Here is a 19,378-nt window from a genome sequence, read left to right on the forward strand (position 1 = left end):
CCCATGCACTGCCCGTTCTGCCGTCATCCCGATTCGCGCGTCATCGATTCGCGCACCAGCGACGACGGTCTCAGCATCCGCCGCCGTCGTCAGTGCCCGGAGTGCGGCGGCCGGTTCTCGACCATCGAGACGGCGAGCCTCAACGTCATCAAGAACTCGGGCGTCGTCGAGCCGTTCAGCCGCGAGAAGGTCATGGCGGGAGTCCGCAAGGCGTGCCAGGGCCGCCCGGTCACCGAGGCCGACCTCGCGCTGCTCGCCCAGACGGTCGAGGAGACCGTCCGGCAGACCGGGGCGTCGCAGATCGAGACGAACGAGATCGGGCTGGCGATCCTGGGCCCGCTGCGCGAGCTCGACGAGGTCGCCTACCTGCGCTTCGCCAGCGTCTACCAGGCCTTCGACTCGGTCGAGGACTTCGAGGCGTCGATCGCGCAGCTGCGCGTCGATCACCCGGACCGCCGGTCTCGGAGCCCGCGCGGCGAGGACTAGCCTGGAGGGGATGTATCCCTTCCTCTTCCGTCATGTGCTCTCGCACATGGATCCCGAGGTCGCGCATCACGCGGCCATGCTGGTCATCCGCATCCTCGGCATCCCGCCGTTCTCGATCGCGGCCCGAGCGTTCACCCGCCCCGATCCGTCGCTGCGAACGCACGCCATGGGCCTCGAGTTCGACTCGCCCTTCGGCGTCGCCGCGGGCTTCGACAAGGATGCCGTGGGCGTCGCGGGGCTGTACGCCCTCGGCTTCGGCCACGTCGAGGTGGGCACGCTCACCGCGATCCCGCAGGAGGGCAATCCGAAGCCGCGCCTGTTCCGGCTGATCCCCGACCGTGCGGTCGTCAACCGCATGGGGTTCAACAACCGCGGCGCCGAGGCAGCCGTGACGCGCCTGACGAAACTGCGGCGCCGGAGCAAGCGCACGGTCATCGGCGTCAACATCGGCAAGAGCCGTGTGGTCGACGTCTCGGAGGCCACCGCCGACTACGTTCGCAGCGCCACGCTGCTGGCGCCGCTGGCGGACTTCCTCGTCGTCAACGTGTCATCACCCAACACGCCGGGTCTGCGGGGGCTCCAGGCCGTCGAGACGCTGCGTCCGCTGCTCGAGGCCGTTCGCGATGCCGCCGGCACGACGCCGCTGCTGGTCAAGATCGCGCCGGACCTCGCCGACGACGAGATCGACGCGATCGCGCGCCTGGCGGTCGACCTCGGCCTCGCGGGACTCGTCGCCACCAACACGACCATCTCCCGCGAGGGCCTGACGACGGACCCCGAGGTCGTCGAGGCCGCCGGAGCGGGCGGACTGTCGGGGGCACCCCTGAAGGAGCGGGCGATCGAGGTCCTGCGTCGCGTGCGCGCGGTGGTCCCCGACGACTTCTGCATCATCGCCGCGGGCGGGATCGAGACCGCCGACGACGTGCGCGAGCGCCTGGATGCCGGCGCGGACCTCACCCAGGGCTACACGGGCTTCCTCTACCGCGGCCCGCTGTGGGCGCGGCAGATCAGCCGCGGGCTCAGGCGGGGCGCTGGCCGCGCTTGACCTGAGGCTTCGGCAGGCGCAGGAAGCGCATCTGGATGGTGCGCATCGCCGCGTACCAGCCCAGACCCTTCTCCACGCGCTCGGCGCCGAACTTCGCCTTCGCGGCGCGCTTGACGCTGATCGAGGTGATGATCATGTCGCCGATGACGAAGAAGATGAACGCCCACAGCGCGACGAACGAGTAGAACTGCACCTCGGGGACCGGGACGAACGTCGCGAGGATCACCAGGATCATCGCGGGCATGACGGCCTCGCCGAGGTGCCAGCCCGAGTCGACCCAGTCGCGCACGAACTTGCGCTGCGGGCCCTGGTCGCGGGCGGGAAGGTAGCGCTGGTCGCCGGCGGCCATGCCGACGCGCGCCTTCTCGCGCTGAGCGGCGAGGTCGGCGCGGGCGCGCGCCTTCGCCTCCTTGGTGTCGGCGACGAGGGGACGCTTGTTCGCTGCCTCCCGCTCGGCGCGGGAAGGGGTCGGCCGTCCCTTGCCCGACGGGTTCTGAACGGCGTCGGCGTCGTTCGGCGCGGGGGTGGAAGGGGTCTTGGACACGGGAGAACCTCGCAGAGTGCGGCAATTTCGGAGGACTTAAGATTACCCGCATGACTTCTGAGCACTCCCGACAGTCCGCTGTGCGCGAATCGGCGGCTGCCGGCATCCCCGCAGCCCTCGCCGATCTGGGATCGCTGGTGCGCATCCCCTCGGTGGCCTTCCCCGGCTTCGATCCCGCCCATGTCGAGCGCAGCGCCGAGGCGGTGGCGGAGCTCGTGCGGGGCACCGAGCTGTTCGACACCGTCGAGATCCGCCGGGCCGGAATCCCGGGCACCGACGAGACCGGCATGCCCGCCGTCATCGCGCGCCGCGCGCCGCGGAACGGCCGCCCGACGATCCTGCTCTACGCCCACCACGACGTTCAGCCGGTGGGCGACGAGGGCCTGTGGGAGACGCCGCCGTGGGAGCCGACGGTCCGCGACGGCCGTCTCTACGGGCGCGGCGCGGCCGACGACAAGGCCGGCGTGATGGTGCACCTCGGCGCCCTGCGCGCGCTGAAGGAGGCTCTCGGCGCGGACTTCGACCTCGGCGTCGCGCTGTTCATCGAGGGCGAGGAGGAGGCGGGATCGCGCTCGTTCGCGCAGTTCCTGACCGAGAACGCCGAGGTGCTGGCAGCCGACGTCATCGTCGTCGCCGACTCGGGCAACTGGGATTCCCGCACGCCCGCGCTCACCGTCTCGCTGCGCGGCAACACGCGCTTCACGCTGCGCGTGCGCACGCTCGAGCACGCGTCGCACTCGGGGATGTTCGGCGGCGCGGTGCCCGACGCCATGATGGCGACGGTGAAGATGCTCTCCACGCTGTGGGACGCCGAGGGAGCCGTGGCCGTGGCCGGCATGACCGAGAGGGATGCCGAAACGCCCGACTACGACGAGGCGACCCTCCGCGACGAGGCCGGCCTGCCCGCCGGCGTCAGCCCCATCGGCACGGGCACGATTCTCAGCCGCGTGTGGAACAAGCCGACCGTGACCGTCACGGGGATCGACGCGCCCAGCGTCGCGAACGCGTCGAACACGCTGTCGCCCGAGGTGACCGTCGTCATCAGCGCCCGCGTCGCGCCCGGTCAGGACGCGCGGGACGCCTACGCGGCAATCGAAGCCCATCTGCGCGCGAACGCGCCGTTCGGGGCCGAGCTGGAGTTCTTCGACCAGGACTTCGGCAACCCGTTCCTCGTCGACACGAGCGGCTGGGCCGTCGCCGACGCCCGCGGCGCGCTCGCGTCGGCGTACGGCGTCGAGCCGGTGGACATGGGCGTCGGCGGATCGATCCCGTTCATCGCGGACCTCGTCCGGGAGTTCCCCGGTGCGCAGATCCTGGTGACCGGCGTCGAGGACCCCCACTCGCGCGCGCACAGCCCCAACGAGTCGCTGCACCTGGACACGTTCCGCAACGCGCTGGTGGCCGAGGCGCTGCTGCTGGAGAAGCTCGACGGACGCGTTCTCGGGGACTGATCAGCCCGTCTCGGAGCCGTCACGGATGCCGCGGGCGTACAATCGTGCGAAGCGCCGCGCCCGCGGCCCATCCGGAGGAGTGCCATGACAGACACCGCCACGACGACCGACACGTCCGTCCGCGAGCACGGCGTCGTCCTGACCGACGCCGCAGCGCTCAAGGTCAAGAGCCTGCTGGAGCAGGAGGGACGCGACGATCTGCGACTGCGCGTGGCCGTGCAGCCCGGCGGCTGCAGCGGCCTGATCTACCAGCTCTACTTCGACGAGCGCTATCTCGACGGTGACAAGACCGCCGACTTCGACGGCGTCGAGGTGATCGTCGACGACATGAGCGTGCCGTACCTCGACGGCGCGAGCATCGACTTCAAGGACACGATCTCGGAGCAGGGCTTCACGATCGACAACCCGAACGCGGCCGGCAGCTGCGCCTGCGGCGACAGCTTCCACTGAGCCGAATCGTCTTCAGCGGCCCGGACTGCGCAAACTGCGCGGTCCGGGCCGCTTTCTCGTGCATGTCGCCGCGCCCGAACCTGGGGGGTTGGCCTGAATAGCGTGGGAGGTTGCCCTAGACTGACGGAAGTCACATTTCGAAACTGGAAAGGTGCGCCCGTGCCCTCGAAACGCCTTCTCCGCTGGGGTCTGGTCCCCGTCGGGATCTCCGCGGCTCTCGTCCTCGCCGGCTGCACGTCGACCGAGTTGAACGGGTACCTGCCCGGCTTCGAGGAAGGCGCCGCCCCCACGACCAACCGCACCGAGATGGTGTCGGGTCTGTGGACGAACTCCTGGATCGTGCTCCTCGTCGTCGGCGTCGTCACGTGGGGCCTCATGGGCTGGGCCGCGATCGCCTACCGCCGCCGCAAGGGCCAGAGCGGCCTGCCGGTGCAGCTGCGCTACAACATGCCGATCGAGATCTTCTACACGATCGTGCCGCTGATCCTCGTCGTCGGCTTCTTCGCCTTCACGGCGCGCGACCAGGTCATCCTCGAGACGCAGTACGACGACCCGGACGTGTCGATCACCGCGATCGGCAAGCAGTGGTCGTGGGACTTCCAGTACAACGGCGACAGCGACGCCGACACGGTCTACGAGATGGGCGTCCAGGCCCAGACCGACGCCGAGGGCAACATCATCTCGGACCTGCCGACGCTCTACCTGCCGGTCGACAAGACGGTGCAGATCAAGCTTCAGTCGCGTGACGTGATCCACTCGTTCTGGATCGTCGACTTCCTGTACAAGAAGGACATGTACATCGGCAAGGACAACTACTGGTCCTTCACGCCCACCCGCGAGGGCGAGTACGCCGGCAAGTGCGCCGAGCTCTGCGGCCAGTACCACTCGATGATGCTCTTCGACGTCAAGGTCGTGAGCGAGGCCGAGTACGAGGCCCACCTCGCCGACCTCGCCGCCGCCGGCCAGACCGGCACGGTGGACGCCGAATACGATCGTCTTCAGAACCTGCCCGGCACGGGTTCCGCCGACTCCGAGGGAGAGAACTGATCATGGCGACGACGCTTCCGCTGCAGGAGGGATCCTCCGGCCGCCCGACGACGCTCCCGCCGCGTCAGGCTGCGCTGCTCAGCTCCTCGCGTGTCGAGCAGAAGGGCAACATCGTCGTCAAGTGGATGACCTCCACCGACCACAAGACGATCGGGTACATGTACCTGATCGCCTCGGTGCTGTTCTTCATGATCGGCGGCGTGATGGCGCTCATCATCCGCGCCGAGCTGTTCGAGCCGGGCATGCAGGTCATCCCGACCAAGGAGCAGTACAACCAGCTGTTCACCATGCACGGCACGATCATGCTGCTGATGTTCGCGACGCCGCTGTTCGCGGGCTTCGCCAACGCGATCCTGCCGCTGCAGATCGGCGCGCCGGACGTCGCGTTCCCGCGTCTGAACGCCTTCGCCTTCTGGCTGTTCCTGTTCGGCTCGACCATCGCCGTCGCCGGCTTCCTCACCCCGCAGGGCGCCGCGGCCTTCGGCTGGTTCGCGTATCAGCCATTGGCGAATGCGTCGTTCTCACCGGGCGTGGGCGGAAACCTGTGGATGCTCGGGCTCGGCATGAGCGGTTTCGGAACGATCCTCGGCGCGGTGAACTTCATCACGACGATCATCACGATGCGCGCACCGGGCATGACGATGTGGCGGATGCCGATCTTCTCGTGGAACACGCTGGTCACGAGCATCCTGATCCTCATGGCCTTCCCGGTGCTCGCCGCCGCGATCCTGGCCGCCGCCGCCGACCGCGTGCTCGGCGCCCACATCTACGACCCGGCCAACGGCGGCGTGCTGCTGTGGCAGCACCTGTTCTGGTTCTTCGGCCATCCCGAGGTGTACATCATCGCGCTGCCGTTCTTCGGCATCATCTCGGAGGTCATGCCGGTCTTCAGCCGCAAGCCGATCTTCGGCTACAAGACCCTGGTGTACGCGACGATCGCGATCGCCGCGCTGTCGGTCGCGGTGTGGGCGCACCACATGTACGTGACCGGTGCGGTGCTGCTGCCGTACTTCGCGCTCATGACGATGCTGATCGCGGTCCCGACGGGCGTGAAGATCTTCAACTGGATCGGAACGATGTGGCGAGGGTCGGTGACCTTCGAGACCCCGATGGTGTTCTCGCTCGGCTTCCTGGTGTCGTTCGTCTTCGGTGGCCTCACCGGCGTGATCCTGGCGTCGCCGCCGCTGACCTTCCACACGTCGGACTCCTACTTCGTCGTCGCCCACTTCCATTACGTGATCTTCGGAACCGTGGTCTTCGCGATGTTCGCGGGCTTCTACTTCTGGTGGCCCAAGTGGACCGGCCGCATGCTCAACGAGCGCATCGGCATGGTGCACTTCTGGATGCTGTTCATCGGCTTCCACATGACGTTCCTCATCCAGCACTGGCTGGGCGTCGACGGCATGGTCCGCCGCTACGCGGACTACTCGGCCGCGGACGGCTGGACGTGGCAGAACCAGCTGTCGACGATCGGCGCGATCATCCTGGGCGCCTCGATGATCCCGTTCCTGTTCAACGTCTGGATCACGTCGCGCAGCGCCGCGAAGGTCACCGTCAACGACCCGTGGGGCTACGGCGCATCGCTCGAGTGGGCGACCTCGTGCCCGCCGCCGCGCCACAACTTCACGTCGATCCCGCGCATCCGCAGCGAGCGGCCCGCGTTCGACCTCAACCACCCGGAGGCGGCCCCCGAGGCCGTGCCCGCGATGGCTGTCGCGGACGGAAAGGACAAGTAAGTGCGCACCAACACGGGTCTCTGGTGGCTCCTCGCGGGCTTCTTCTTCCTCGTCTTCGTCATCTACACCGTCTGGAACCTCGTCACGCACTGGGACGCGGTCGCCGAACCGGGCATGAGCTGGTGGGAGGTCTTCACCCTCTCCGTCGAGTGGGTCGGTTCGATCGCCCTCCTGTTCACGGCTCTGATGGGCGCCCTCATCGCGTTCTACGTCGGCCGTGTGCACCAGGCGCAGGGCGGCGAACTGCCGGAGGACGTGCTCACCGCCGACATCGACGACGGTGACCCCGAGCTCGGCGAGTTCAGCCCGTGGTCGTGGTGGCCCCTCGTGCTCGCCTTCTCGGCAGCGCTCGGCATCATCGGCCTCGCGGTCGGCGTGTGGATGTTCCCGATCGGTCTCGCGGTCTTCATCGTCGCGATCGTCGGCTGGGTGTACGAGTACTACCGCGGATACTTCGCGCGCTGATCCACCGGATCCCGCGCACAGCGCCGGCGCAGCCCCTCGGGGCCTGCGCCGGCGCTTCTTCGTGTGCGCGGAATCCACGGGTGCGGGTCGCGTGCGCTGTATGCGCCCAGGACCGCTCGGGAGTCCCCGGAGAGCTTCAGGGACGTCGCCGGCGCCTTCTGCCGCTCAGAGCGCGCTCAGCGGCATCCAGCACCAACCGGGCCCGAACGCCATCAGCCCAGCTCGGGCTGCTCAGCCGGCGGGCTGCGCGGCCCGCACGACCATCACCTGCGGGTCGAAGACGCGGGGGAGGGGACCGGAGTCGTTCTCGGTCGGCTGGCCCTCGCGCACCCAGTACTCGTAGCCGCCGATCATGAGCTTGACCGCGTAGCCCAGCTTCGCGAACTCGACGGCTCCCTTGTCGCCGGCGTTGCAGCCGGGGCTCCAGCAGTACACGACGATCGGCACGGCCGGATCGAGCTCGCGCGGCGCACGCTCTGCGATCTCGCGATAGGGCATGTGCAGGGCTCCGACGATGCGTCCCTGCGCCCATGCGTCCTCGCCGCGAGTGTCGACCAGGACGAACGTCTCACCGGCCTTCTGCGCGGCGTACACGTCCGAGGCGTCGGTCTCGTGCTCGAGCTTGGCGGAGAAGTGCGAGAGGGCGTCTGTCATGCCGCCACGGTACGGCAAAGCGCCTGGCGTCCTCGTGTCGAGGAGCGCCAGGCGCCGTGCGATTCCTGCCGATTCGCGGGGGGAGCGGACTACTGGCCCTTGTCCTTCTCGCGGTTCTTCGGGGCCTTGGTGCCGGGCTCGGGCTCGGGCACGATCACGTTCGAGGGGCGGTTCGCCGTCTCGGAGTTGTGACCGTCGTCGATCGGCACGTGCGGAGCGTCGGGGACGCCGGCGCGCTCGTGCGCGGCCTGGATCTCGGCTTCCTCTTCCTCGGCGAGGTGCTCGAGCGCGTGCGCCTGGTGTGCGCGGGCTTCCTCGATCTCGGCCTGCGTGACCGGCGAGAGACGGTCCTCGAAGAACCAGCGCGAGATGGACGCGCGAAGGTTCTCGTGCCACGCGATGCGGCCACGCGCGTTCGGGCGCACCACCAGCGGAGCGTACGTCTCGATGTCGACGAGCTTGTAGAGCTCGTACTCGTCGACCGGCTGGTGCACCTCGATGTACTCGCCGCCGGGGAGGCGGACGATGCGTCCCGATTCGTAGCCGTGCAGGGCGATCTCGCGGTCCTTCTTCTGGAGGGCGAGAGCGATCCGCTTGGTGACGAAGTAGGCGATGATCGGGCCGAGGAACAGCAGCGCCTGCAGCGTGTGGATCACGCCCTCCATCGTCAGCCAGAAATGGGTCGCGATGATGTCGGAGGACGCCGCCGCCCACAGGACCGCGTAGAACGTGACGCCGGCCGCGCCGATGGCGGTGCGGGTCGCCGCGTTGCGCGGGCGCTGGGCGATGTGGTGCTCGCGCTTGTCGCCGGTGATCCACGCCTCGATGAAGGGGTAGAGGAGCACCAGGACGATGAACAGTCCGAGCCCGACGAGCGGGACGAGGATGTTGAACGACCACGTGCGGTCGAGGAACACGAACTCCCAGTGCGGCGGGACCAGACGCAGCGCGCCGTCGGCGAAGCCGATGTACCAGTCCGGCTGGGTACCGGCCGACACCGGCGACGGGTCGTACGGGCCGTAGTTCCAGATCGGGTTGATCGTGAACAGCGACGCGATCAGCACGATCACGCCGAAGGTGATGAAGAAGAACCCACCCATCTTCGACATGTAGACCGGCATCATCGGGTAGCCGACGACGTTGCTGTTGGTGCGCGCGGGGCCGGCGAACTGCGTGTGCTTGTTGATCACCATCAGCATGAGGTGCAGCAGCAGGAGCCCGACGAGGATCGCCGGGAGCAGCAGGATGTGCAGCGCGTACAGGCGGCCCACGATCTCGGTGCCGGGGAACTCGCCGCCGAACAGCAGGAACGAGGTCCACGTGCCGATCAGGGGGATGCCCTTGATCATGCCGTCGATGATGCGCAGGCCGTTGCCCGAGAGGACGTCGTCCGGCAGCGAGTAGCCGGTGAAGCCCTCGCCCATCGCCAGGATGAACAGCACGAAGCCGATGACCCAGTTGAGCTCGCGGGGCTTGCGGAACGCACCCGTGAAGAACACGCGGAGCATGTGGACGCCGATGCCGGCGACGAACACCAGCGCGGCCCAGTGGTGCATCTGGCGGACCAGCAGGCCGCCGCGGATGTCGAACGAGATCTCGAGGGTCGACGCCATCGCGGCCGACATCTCGATGCCTCGCATCGGCAGGAAGGCGCCCTCGTAGTGCGTCTCGGTCATCGATGCGTCGAAGAAGAACGTCAGGAACGTGCCCGACAGCAGCACGACCACGAAGCTCCACAGGGCGATCTCGCCCAGCATGAACGACCAGTGGTCGGGGAAGATCTTGCGACCCAGCTCCTTGATCATGCCGGAGAGGCTGGTGCGCTCGTCGATGTAGTTCGACGCCCAGCCGACGAACCGGCCGCCCAGGGGCTTGTCGCGGTCAGCCGACGGTGTCGTCGGCCCCTCGGGGACAGTGGCGGTACTCAATGACGCTCCCAGAAGCTCGGGCCGACGGGTTCGGTGAAGTCGCTCTGCGCGACGAGGTAGCCCTCGTCATCCACCGCGATGGGCAGCTGCGGCAGCGGACGAGCGGCCGGTCCGAAGATGACCTTCGCCTCGTCGGTGACGTCGAACTGCGACTGGTGGCAGGGGCACAGCAGGTGGTGGGTCTGCTGCTCGTACAGGGCCACGGGGCATCCGACGTGGGTGCAGACCTTCGAGTAGGCGACGATGCCGTTGTACGACCAGTCCTTGCGCTCGTCGGACTCGATCAGCTGCTCGGGCAGGAGACGCACCAGGAGCACGAGGGCCTTGGCCTTCTCCTCGAGGTATCCCTCGCTGTGCGAGACCTCGGCGAGCGGCTCGGGGATGACGTGCACGGCAGAGCCCAGCGTCAGGTCCGCGGCGCGGATCGGCTCACCCGACGGGTCGTGCGCCAGTCGCATGCCCGGCTCCCACATCGTGTGGCTCAGGAGCGCGACCGGGTCGCCCGCGATGGGGTTCGCCGGGGTGTTGAACGGCGCGAGACCGCGGAACAGCACGATTCCCGGCGCGACCGAGGCGACGAGGGCCGCGATGAGCGAGTTGCGCACCATGGCGCGGCGGCCGAAGCCGGACTCCTCGTTCGCCTCGGCGAACGCCTGGATCGCAGCCTCGCGGGTCGTGTCGCGGCCACGCGTGGCGTGACGGGGCTCGACGAACTCCTTGTCGGACATGATCGCCTTCGACCAGTGGATCGCGCCGATGCCGATCGCCAGCAGCGCGAGAGCGATGCCGAGGCCGATGAACAGGTTGTTGTAGCGGATGTCGACGATCGCGCCGCTCTCGATGGGGAAGAGCATGTAGGCCGCGATGGCCCAGATGCTCGCCGCCACCGAGATGTAGAACAGCGTGTAGACCGTGCGGACGGCTCGCTTCATCGCGGCGGGGTCCTGGTCGGTCATCCGCTCGCGGTGAGGTGGAAGCCCCGGGTTGTGCACGGGGTCGGTGACCGCTACCGCGAGCCCGGTGGAGGGCTGCCAAGAAGCCCTCTCGTGCTCGAGCGGATCTTCCTCGTGTGCCATTGTGCTCCTCGTTACTTCTGCTGCGTGTGTGGTTCGTCGCTCAGTTGGATTTCGCCGTGATCCACACGGTGATGGCGATCAGCGAGCCGATGCCGAAGATCCAGATGAACAGGCCCTCGGACACCGGGCCGAGCGAGCCGAGACTGAAGCCGCCGGCCGACTCGTTCTCCTGCAGGAACAGGAGGTACGAGACGATGTCGCGCTTCTCTTCGGTCGTCAGCGTCATGTCGTTGAAAACGGGCATGTTCTGCGGGCCGGTCACCATCGCCGCGTACATGTTCAGCGGCGTGGTGGTGTGAAGGGCGGGGGCGTACTTGCCCTCGGTGAGCGCACCGCCGGCGCCGGCCACGTTGTGGCACATCGCGCAGTTGATGCGGAAGAGCTCGCCTCCCTCGGCGACGTCGCCGCCGCCGTCGAGGACTTCCTCGTCGGGGTAGCTCGGGCCCGGTGCGACCTCCTGCACGTAGGCGCCCATCGCCTCGATCTGCTCCTCGGTGAACTGGACCGGCTTCTGCGGAGCCTGCGGCGCCTGCGCCTGCAGCGGCATGCGCCCGGTGCTCACCTGGAAGTGCACCGCCAGCTCGCCCACGCCGTACAGCGAGGGGCCGTCGGCCGTGCCCTCGAGATCGAGCCCGTGGCAGGTGGCGCAGTTGGCCTGGAACAGCTTCTCGCCGTCCTCGGCGGTCAGCGCGGTGGTCACCGTCGCGGGCTCGCTCGTGGCGGCCACGGCGGCGGACGCGCCAGCGTAGGCGCCTCCGGTGATCAGCAGTCCGACGCCGATCAGAGCCGCGGCGGCCCAGGGGCTGCGGCGTCCGTGGGAGCGGCGCTTCGTTGCTCGTGCCATGTGGGGTTTCAGCTCCGCTCTCATTTGAGGAAGTAGATGACGAGGAACAGGGCGATCCAGACGACGTCGACGAAGTGCCAGTAGTAGGACACCACGATCGAGGACGTCATCTCCTTGCGCCCGAAGTTCTTGACGGCGTAGGCGCGCCCGATCACCAGCAGGAAGGCGATGAGGCCGCCGGTGACGTGCAGCGCGTGGAAGCCGGTCGTGAGGTAGAACGCCGACGCGTACGAGTCCGCGCTGATGGGCATGCCCTCGGCGACGAGCTGGGCGTACTCCCACACCTGGCCCGAGACGAAGATCGCGCCCAGCGCGAACGTCAGCCAGAACCACTCGACCATGCCCCATCCGAGCCAGCCGCGCTTCTTCGTCGAGTACGGCTGGAATCGCTCGGCGGCGAACACGCCCATCTGGCACGTCACCGAGGACAGCACCAGGATGATCGTGTTGACCGTGGCGTAGGGGATGTTCAGCAGCGCGGTGCGGCTCTCCCACAGTTCAGGGGAGGTGCTGCGAAGAGTGAAGTAGATCGCGAAGAGACCCGCGAAGAACATCACCTCGCTGCCAAGCCACACGATGGTCCCGACGGCGACCGGATCCGGTCGCTTGACGGACCGCATCGCCTGGGAATAGGTCGCAGTGGAGGTCGTCACGTCCCCCATTATGGCCGAACTCGGCGGGTGATTCTCGCATCGGAGACCACTGTTCTGCCTCGGTGCGGTCTGAGCACAGGCTCCGAGTAGTCTGCGAGTCCGCCAAGAACGCCCCGAAACCACGCTGAAAGCGCAGGTGTCACAGGCGGCATCCGCGGCGCCGGGCGCGGCTAGGCTTCTGACCCATGGCGGAGCAGCACACCTGGCCCAATCTCCTCACAGCCCTTCTCGACGGGCGCGATCTGAGCGTCGCCGAGTCCACGTGGGCGATGCGCGAAGTCATGTCGGGGCGGGCGACCCCGGCCCAGCTCGCCGGCTTCCTGATCGCTCTTCGCGCCAAGGGCGAGACGATCGACGAGGTCGTGGGCTTCCGCGACGCGATCCTCGAAGCGGCGCTTCCGCTGCCGGTGGATGCAGCCGTGCTCGACATCGTCGGCACCGGCGGCGACCGGTTCGGGACCGTCAACGTGTCGACCATGTCGGCCGTCGTGGCCGCGGCATCCGGCGTTCCCGTCGTCAAGCACGGCAACAAGGCGGCCAGTTCGAAGTCCGGATCGTCCGACGTCCTGGCGGCGCTCGGGATCGACCTGTCGCTGTCGCCGGAGGCGGTCGCCGAGACCCTGTCGCGGGTGGGCATGACGTTCGCGTTCGCGGCGGCCTTCCACCCGGGCTTCCGTCACGCGGGGCCCGTGCGCGCCGAACTCGGCGTGCCGACCGTGTTCAACTTCCTCGGGCCGCTCTGCAACCCGGCGCGCGCCGAGGCCAACGCCGTCGGCGTGGCGCAGCTCGCGCGCGTCCCCCTGATCACGGGCGTCTTCCGCACCCGCGGTGCGACCGCTCTGGTGTTCCGCGGCGACGACGGACTCGACGAACTCACCACGACCGGCCACAGCCGCCTGTGGGAGGTGACCCGCGGAGACGTCCACGAGCACGACCTCGATCCGCGCGACCTCGGCATCCCGCTGGCGCGGATCGACGACCTGCTCGGCGGCGACCCGCAGCACAACGCCGCGGTTGTCCACCGCGTCTTCGCGGGCGAGTCCGGAGCGGTGCGCGACATCGTGCTGCTGAACGCCGCCGCGGGCATCGTGGCGTACCGCCTCTCGCAGGACGTCTCGCAGGTCCAGCGACCGATCGTGGAGCGTCTGGCGGAGGCGAAGGAGGCCGCCGCCGAGGCGATCGACAGCGGCGCCGCGGCGACCAGGCTCGCGGCCTGGGCGGAGGCCACGCGCGAACTGGCGGGGTGAAACCCCCTGGGGTTTCCGGGGGTGTGCTCGGTGCCACTAGCGTGATCTCGATCAGACGCTCACCGACGCGAGGAGAACTCTCATGTCAGACAGCACCACCCCCGACGGAACAGAAGAACCCGGCGGCCCGGCGGCCGTCGAGGCCCCGGCGCGCAGCCTCGGCGGCGTGAAGGTGGTCGGCATCCTGGGGATCATCGCCGGAATCGCCCTCATCGTGGCCGGCATCGCGGTCTGGATCGTGGTGTCCACCCAGCTGCAGGCCGAGAAGATCGTGATTCCCGAGGACGCGATCGCGTTCCAGGGTGCGACGGTGGCGGGACCGTTCACCGCGTACGTTCAGGCCGACATCATCCAGACCCACTCGCTCGCGATCTCCGACGGCCAGACCTACGCTCAACTGGACCAAGACGATCCCGTGCGCGCGACGCTGATGAACGCGTCGTTCCTGCGCGCCTCGCTGTTCACGTCGGTCGTCTCGTTCGGCGTGGCGGCGTTCGCGATGGGCATCGGCATCCTCTCGATCATGTTCGGCTGGGCGCTCCATCGCCTGGCGAGCGCTCCCGTCGTCGTCAAGCGGGCGAGCGCGGCGTGACCGCACTCGACGAGCGCGGCGTGCGGTGATGGACCCGCACGCCGCGCTCGTCGAGATCGCGACCCTCCTCGAACGCGAGCGGTCGTCGCGGTACAAGTCGAAGGCGTTCCGGGCAGCGGCCGACGCGATCGCGGGACTCGGCGAGGCTGAGCTGCGGGATGCCGCATCACTGCGCCGCCGTAAGGGAATCGGCGATTCGTCCTTCGCCGTCATCCAGGAGGCGCTCGCGGGCTCTGTTCCGACGTATCTCGCGGACCTGCGGGAACGCGCCGGCGTCCAGATCAGCTCCGGACTGCGCGCTCGCCTGCGCGGCGACCTCCACAGCCACAGCGACTGGTCGGATGGACTCACCTCCATCGACCTCATGGCGGATGCGGCGCGAGCGCTCGGGCATGAGTATCTCGCCCTCACCGACCACTCTCCGAGGCTCCGCGTGGCGAACGGGCTGTCGCCCGAGCGACTGCGGAGGCAGCTCGAGATCCTGCCCGGGTTCAGCGGCGACGGCTTCACGCTGCTGTCGGGCATCGAGGTCGACATCCTCGACGACGGCGGTCTCGACCAGGAGGACGCCCTGCTCGACGAGCTCGACGTCGTCGTGGCATCCGTCCATTCGAAGCTGCGGATGGACCGCGGGCCGATGACCCGCCGGCTCGTGGCCGCCGCGTCGAATCCGAGGGTGGACGTCCTCGGTCACGTCACCGGCCGCCTCGTGCAGGGCGAGCGCGGCACGCGTCCGCCGTCGCAGTTCGATCCGCGCGCCGTGTTCGACGCGTGCGCGGCGCACGGCGTCGCGGTCGAGATCAACTCGCGGCCCGAGCGTCAGGATCCGCCCGACGAGCTCATCGCGATCGCGCTCGATGCCGGATGCCTGTTCTCGATCGACTCGGACGCGCACGCTCCCGGGCAGCTGTCGCTACTGGACCACGGGGCGGCGCGCGCCGAGGCGGCGGGCGTCCCGGCCGAGCGGATCGTGACGACGTGGGAGCTGACGGCGCTGCGCGCGTGGACGGGGCGACCGCGCTGAGGCGGTAGTTTCGAGAGGTGGACTCCACCTGCACCGGTCTCGTGACACTCCGTCTCGCGGTGTGCCGGCCGGCGGCCGACGGGTGCGAGCCGCGCCGGTGACGGATGCGTCGCGCCGCGCGGCGCTGCCGTGGCTCGTCGTCGCCGGCGTGCTGCTGGCCGCGCTGAGTCTGCGCGGGCCGATCCTGGCGGTCACCCCCGTCCTGCGCGACATCGAGTCCGATCTCGGGATCGGGTCGGCCGCGGCCGGGCTCATGACGACCGCGCCGGTGCTCATGTTCGCGTTGCTGACGCCCCTCGCGGCGCTGGTGATCCGCCGCGCCGGCGCCGAGTCCGCGCTCCTGGCGTCGCTGATCGGCGTGCTGCTCGGGACGATGATCCGCGGGCTCCCGGGCTTCGCCTGGATGGTGGCGGGCATGCTCGTGATCGGCGCGGCGGTCACGATCGGGAACGTCGTGATCCCGGTGATCATCCGCCGCGACGTGCCGCCTGCGCACGTCGGCATGGTCACGGCCGGCTATGCCGCCACGCTCAACGTCGGGTCGCTCCTGACGGCGCTGCTGACGGCGCCGCTCGCCGAGGTGATCGGCTGGTCCTGGGCGCTGCTCGCGTGGTCGGTGATCACGGTGGCGGGGATCCTGCTGTGGTCCGCGCACATGCGGCGCTCGGGCCGCGAGGACCGGTACTCGGGGATGCCGGTGCGGCGCTCCGAGGCTGGGGCGCCCGGGATGGACCTCGACCCGCAGACCATCACCGGCCCGGTCCCGACCGTCATCGGGCGGCGTCCGTCGTGGCTCCGGCGCCCCGTCACCTGGCTGCTGGTGGGCGCGTTCGCCGGGCAGACCACGATCTACTACGGCCTGTCGACGTGGCTGCCCACGTTCGCGGCGGAGGAGCTCGGACTCGCCCCCGCGGCCGCCGGCGCCGTGTCGTCGGTGTACCAGGGCGTCGGGATCGTGGGCGCGTTCGTCGTGCCGCTGCTGACACGATTCGCGCCGCGCGGCGTCGCGCCGGCGGCGATCTGCGCGTCCTGGCTCGTGCTGGCTGTGGGGCTGCTCGTCGCGCCCCAGCTGCTGTGGGTGTGGCTGGCGGTCGGCGCGATCGGCCACTCCGGAGGCTTCGTCGTCATCTTCGGCGCGCTCGTCGGCGTCGCGCGCAGCGACGGCGAGGCGGCGGGCATGTCGGCGCTCGTCCAGGGTGGCGGCTACGCGATGGCGGCGCTGGCCGGGCCGGGCTTCGGGGCCATGTTCGAGCTGACCGGCGGGTGGACGGCGCCCCTGACGACCGTGCTGGTGGTGTCGATCGCCTACTGCATCCTGCTGGCGCTGGCGTTCGTCGCCGCCGTGCGGGCCTCCCCGGGCAGCTGAGCGGTCAGGCCGGCGCGTTCCAGGGAAGGCGTGCGCGGACGACCGTGCCGGTCTGCAGCGCCGGGGCGATCTCGAGGGTTCCGCCCAGGACCTCCGTGCGCAGGCGCATGCCCCGCACGCCCGCGCGCTCGAGGATCTCGCGCGGGATGCCGACGCCGTCGTCCGAGATGGTGACCACGAGGTCTCCGTGCTCGCCCGCGTCGCGCGCGAGCGAGACCGTCGCCGTCGCCGCGGCCGAGTGGCGCACGATGTTCGCGAGCGCCTCCTGCACGATGCGGTAGGCGGAGGTCTGGACGGCGCTGGCGGGGAGATCCCCGCGCAGCGCGTCGTCGAGCGTGACCGAGAGTCCGAGGGTGCTCCGCCCGGAGATGAGCGAGGGCAGCTGGGCCAGCTGCGGCAGCGGCACGAGCGGTGCCGTGGCCGGGGCGCCGGCCTCTTCGCCGCGCAGGAACGAGAGCACGCCGCGCACCTCGTCCAGGCCGGCGGCGCTGAGGGACCGGATCGACGTCAGCGCCTCGCGGGAGCGTTCCGGGTCGTCGTCGAACCGCGCGAGTCCGACGCGCGACTCGGCCGAGATCCGGCTGAGCGAGTCGGCGAGCGCGTCGTGCATGTCGCGCGCCATGCGGTCCTGCTCGTCGAGCTCGGCCGCGCGGCGGCGCTGCGACGCGTGCACACGTCGCTCCTCGTCGAGCCGTCGTCGGGATCGCAGACCCTCGCCGATCGCGAAGCACGTCCCGATCGCCAGGGTCGCGACCGCGACGACGACGGGATGCCACTCGATTCCCGCGAGCGATCCGCCGATGAGCGCGAGCATCCATCCGACGCCGACCGAGATCCATGCCCAGAGCCGGGCCCCGCCGACCAGTGCGGCCACGATCGCGAAGCCGAGCGCCACGAACGGCGCCGGGCCGATCGCCGGGACGAGCAGTCCGAGCGCGGTGAGCGCCGTGACGACCGCGACGGTGGGCCCCGGCCATCGCCGGGTTGCGAGGAGCGCGAGAGCGGATGCCGCGGCGAGCGCGATCGAGGCCAGCACGTACCGCGGCCCGGTCGTCCACAGCGCGAAGGCGGTCGCGGCAGCAAGCTGCACCACCAGCGAGATGACGACGGGCAGAAGGACGGCGACGGCGGGCCGCGGGGTGGTGCGCGGTCCGGGCTCGTCCCAAGGAGAACCCGACATGGATAGATGTTAGGTCCGCGCTCGCTGTGAGACGTCTGACCGCGCGGGCGCAGTCCCGGCGGGTGGGAGTGGCGGCCGGTCGTCAGCGCCCGGAGAGCGCGGCGACGGCTCGGTCGAGGGAGCCGCCGAGGTTCCAGGCGTCGCCGAGATCCTTCGCGCGAGCGAGCGCGGCGTCGTCGAGCGACGGCAGGGGACGGACAAGCGGATCGAGCGCGAGGTCGCGCACGACGCGCACCACGGTGGGCGCGACCTCGAGGTAGGGGAGTGCCGCCAGGATCTTGTTGCGCACACCGGCCGTCATGCCCGTGCCGGCCTCGGCGGCGGCGATGACGCCGGCCAGGTCCCCGTGCTCGGCGAGCAGCTTCGCGGCGGTCTTCTCCCCGACGCCGGCGACGCCCGGCAGGCCGTCCGAGGCGTCGCCGCGGAGCGTCGCGAAGTCGGCGTACTGCGACGGGTGCACGCCGTACTTGGCGAGGACGGCGTCGTCGGTGAGGACCTCGAGATTGCTCATGCCGCGGCCCGTGTAGATGACGCGGACGCCTCGGGCGTCGTCGACGAGCTGGAACAGATCCCGGTCGCCGGTGACCACGTCGACAGGGACGTCCGAGATCGTGGCGAGCGTGCCGATGACGTCGTCGGCCTCGTGCTCGGGGGCGCCGACGATCGGGATACCGAGCGCGTCGAGCACCGCCCGGATGACGGGGACCTGCGCCTCGAGCGGATCGGGCACCTCTTCGATGTCCGGACCGGACTCGACGACCTCGACCACGCGATGCGTCTTGTAGGTGGGGATGAGATCCACGCGCCACTGCGGACGCCAGTCGTCGTCCCAGCACGCGACGAGCCGCGTGGGCTCATACGTCTGGACGAGCTTCGCGATGATGTCGAGGAACCCGCGGACGGCGTTGACCGACGTGCCGTCGGGCGCCCGCACCGTGTCGGGGACGCCGAAGAAGGCGCGGAAGTACAGCGAGGCGCTGTCGAGAAGCATGAGGCGGTCGGTCACGAGATCAGTCTGTCAGTGCCGCACGACTCGAGCATCACAGCGCGACGCGGCGGCCCTCGCCCATGTCGGCACCCGTGTCGCTGACCCGGGCGTAGGTGCCTTCGGGGACGCCGCGGAGGTTCGCGATGTCACGCGCGACGTCGATCAGCACGTCTTCGGGGGCTCCCCAGACGAAGAACAGATACTCACCGCCCAGCTCCTCGCCATCGTCGTACATCTCCCCGCGATCGCCATCCTCGAGATCGAAGAGGAAGGTCTCGATCGTCTCGATCCACGGGAACGGGTAGTCGTCTTCGCCGACCCCCTCGGCGGGGATGAGCGGGACGTGGATCTCCACGAGCAGGTCTGCCATGCTGCGCCTTTCATGTCGGCAACCCGCCGACTCTACGCACCCGTCGTTCCGAGGGGCGATGGTTCTCCACAGCGAGGCTCGGCCACGAGGTACATGGCGCGAGAGGGCGCGAGCCGCGAAGGCATCCGTTCACCGACGCGTCGCCGACCGGACAACTGCGCGTTGGCGTCGCGTTCACACAGGTCGGTGATCGTAGGCGCACACGCACACCGGCGCGCATTCGTGCACGACC

The 19,378-nt window shown here is 69.5% G+C and carries 20 protein-coding genes; 11 read left to right on the plus strand and 9 right to left on the minus strand.

Features of this window, described 5'->3' with window-relative positions; all coding sequences use genetic code 11:
• The first annotated feature begins 3 nt into the window (after positions 1–3).
• Together nrdR and HD594_RS10045 are read left to right on the plus strand one after the other, a co-directional pair.
• Positions 4–486 (plus strand): transcriptional regulator NrdR, encoded by a 483-nt coding sequence (nrdR, locus tag HD594_RS10040; RefSeq protein ID WP_184750832.1) that lies wholly within the window; start codon positions 4–6, stop codon positions 484–486.
• 10 nt (positions 487–496) lie between these two features.
• Positions 497–1,531 (plus strand): quinone-dependent dihydroorotate dehydrogenase, encoded by a 1,035-nt coding sequence (locus HD594_RS10045; protein WP_184750833.1) that lies wholly within the window; start codon positions 497–499, stop codon positions 1,529–1,531.
• Here the strand turns inward: HD594_RS10045 and HD594_RS10050 are convergent.
• A complete protein-coding gene (locus tag HD594_RS10050) occupies positions 1,506–2,075 on the minus strand; it encodes a DUF3043 domain-containing protein (RefSeq protein ID WP_184750834.1) in 570 nt (189 codons plus the stop codon). The genes HD594_RS10045 and HD594_RS10050 overlap by 26 nt on opposite strands.
• A gap of 50 nt (positions 2,076–2,125) precedes the next feature.
• Here HD594_RS10050 and HD594_RS10055 point away from each other — a divergent pair, with 50 nt between their 5' ends.
• The 5 genes from HD594_RS10055 to HD594_RS10075 all read left to right on the plus strand — a co-directional run bounded on the left by HD594_RS10055 (position 2,126) and on the right by HD594_RS10075 (position 7,224).
• The gene (locus tag HD594_RS10055; protein WP_184750835.1) at positions 2,126–3,526 is read left to right on the plus strand and encodes a dipeptidase; all 1,401 of its coding nucleotides are present in this window, start codon (positions 2,126–2,128) and stop codon (positions 3,524–3,526) included.
• A gap of 84 nt (positions 3,527–3,610) precedes the next feature.
• Positions 3,611–3,976, plus strand: coding sequence for a HesB/IscA family protein (locus HD594_RS10060; RefSeq protein WP_184750836.1), 366 nt, complete (start codon positions 3,611–3,613; stop codon positions 3,974–3,976).
• A gap of 159 nt (positions 3,977–4,135) precedes the next feature.
• Positions 4,136–5,023, plus strand: a complete 888-nt coding sequence (gene ctaC / locus HD594_RS10065; protein WP_184750837.1) for an aa3-type cytochrome oxidase subunit II — start codon at positions 4,136–4,138, stop codon at positions 5,021–5,023.
• 2 nt (positions 5,024–5,025) lie between these two features.
• Entirely contained in the window at positions 5,026–6,759 is a 1,734-nt protein-coding gene (gene ctaD, locus HD594_RS10070; RefSeq protein ID WP_184750838.1) for an aa3-type cytochrome oxidase subunit I, read from the plus strand.
• Positions 6,760–7,224 (plus strand): cytochrome c oxidase subunit 4, encoded by a 465-nt coding sequence (locus HD594_RS10075; protein WP_184750839.1) that lies wholly within the window; start codon positions 6,760–6,762, stop codon positions 7,222–7,224.
• A 231-nt stretch (positions 7,225–7,455) separates the two neighbouring features.
• Here HD594_RS10075 and HD594_RS10080 read toward each other — a convergent pair whose 3' ends face one another.
• The 5 genes from HD594_RS10080 to ctaE form a co-directional block, all read right to left on the minus strand.
• Complete coding sequence (locus HD594_RS10080) at positions 7,456–7,878, minus strand: rhodanese-like domain-containing protein (RefSeq protein WP_184750840.1); 423 nt, start codon at positions 7,876–7,878, stop codon at positions 7,456–7,458.
• A gap of 89 nt (positions 7,879–7,967) precedes the next feature.
• Positions 7,968–9,806: a cytochrome bc1 complex cytochrome b subunit gene (qcrB, locus tag HD594_RS10085; RefSeq protein WP_184750841.1), complete on the minus strand. Its 1,839-nt coding sequence runs from the start codon at positions 9,804–9,806 to the stop codon at positions 7,968–7,970.
• Positions 9,803–10,882, minus strand: coding sequence for a cytochrome bc1 complex Rieske iron-sulfur subunit (qcrA, locus tag HD594_RS10090; RefSeq protein WP_184750842.1), 1,080 nt, complete (start codon positions 10,880–10,882; stop codon positions 9,803–9,805). The genes qcrB and qcrA overlap by 4 nt, the downstream gene beginning before the upstream one ends.
• A 40-nt stretch (positions 10,883–10,922) precedes the next feature.
• A complete protein-coding gene (qcrC, locus tag HD594_RS10095; RefSeq protein ID WP_184750843.1) occupies positions 10,923–11,726 on the minus strand; it encodes a cytochrome bc1 complex diheme cytochrome c subunit in 804 nt (267 codons plus the stop codon).
• A 20-nt stretch (positions 11,727–11,746) separates the two neighbouring features.
• Positions 11,747–12,388: an aa3-type cytochrome oxidase subunit III gene (gene ctaE / locus HD594_RS10100; protein ID WP_184750844.1), complete on the minus strand. Its 642-nt coding sequence runs from the start codon at positions 12,386–12,388 to the stop codon at positions 11,747–11,749.
• Positions 12,389–12,564: 176 nt separating this feature from the next.
• On the opposite strand from ctaE, the gene trpD reads away from it, so the two are divergent.
• The 4 genes from trpD (at position 12,565) to HD594_RS10120 (ending at position 16,608) form a co-directional block, all read left to right on the plus strand.
• Positions 12,565–13,626: an anthranilate phosphoribosyltransferase gene (trpD, locus tag HD594_RS10105; RefSeq protein WP_184750845.1), complete on the plus strand. Its 1,062-nt coding sequence runs from the start codon at positions 12,565–12,567 to the stop codon at positions 13,624–13,626.
• Positions 13,627–13,708: 82 nt separating this feature from the next.
• On the plus strand, positions 13,709–14,218 hold the full coding sequence (locus HD594_RS10110) for an aromatic ring-opening dioxygenase LigA (RefSeq protein ID WP_221446599.1): 510 nt from the start codon (positions 13,709–13,711) through the stop codon (positions 14,216–14,218).
• Between the two features lie 28 nt (positions 14,219–14,246).
• Positions 14,247–15,242: a PHP domain-containing protein gene (locus HD594_RS10115; protein WP_184750846.1), complete on the plus strand. Its 996-nt coding sequence runs from the start codon at positions 14,247–14,249 to the stop codon at positions 15,240–15,242.
• Between the two features lie 97 nt (positions 15,243–15,339).
• Positions 15,340–16,608: an MFS transporter gene (locus HD594_RS10120; RefSeq protein ID WP_184750847.1), complete on the plus strand. Its 1,269-nt coding sequence runs from the start codon at positions 15,340–15,342 to the stop codon at positions 16,606–16,608.
• Positions 16,609–16,612: 4 nt separating this feature from the next.
• Here the strand turns inward: HD594_RS10120 and HD594_RS10125 are convergent, their stop codons facing one another.
• From HD594_RS10125 to HD594_RS10135, 3 genes are all read right to left on the minus strand, one after another.
• Positions 16,613–17,788 (minus strand): sensor histidine kinase, encoded by a 1,176-nt coding sequence (locus tag HD594_RS10125; RefSeq protein WP_184750848.1) that lies wholly within the window; start codon positions 17,786–17,788, stop codon positions 16,613–16,615.
• An 82-nt stretch (positions 17,789–17,870) separates the two neighbouring features.
• The gene (locus HD594_RS10130; RefSeq protein WP_184750849.1) at positions 17,871–18,794 is read right to left on the minus strand and encodes a 5'-3' exonuclease; all 924 of its coding nucleotides are present in this window, start codon (positions 18,792–18,794) and stop codon (positions 17,871–17,873) included.
• A 34-nt stretch (positions 18,795–18,828) separates the two neighbouring features.
• Positions 18,829–19,146, minus strand: a complete 318-nt coding sequence (locus HD594_RS10135; protein WP_184750850.1) for a hypothetical protein — start codon at positions 19,144–19,146, stop codon at positions 18,829–18,831.
• Positions 19,147–19,378 lie beyond the last annotated feature (232 nt).

Origin of the sequence: Microbacterium thalassium, assembly GCF_014208045.1 — a bacterium.
Taxonomy (GTDB): domain Bacteria; phylum Actinomycetota; class Actinomycetes; order Actinomycetales; family Microbacteriaceae; genus Microbacterium; species Microbacterium thalassium.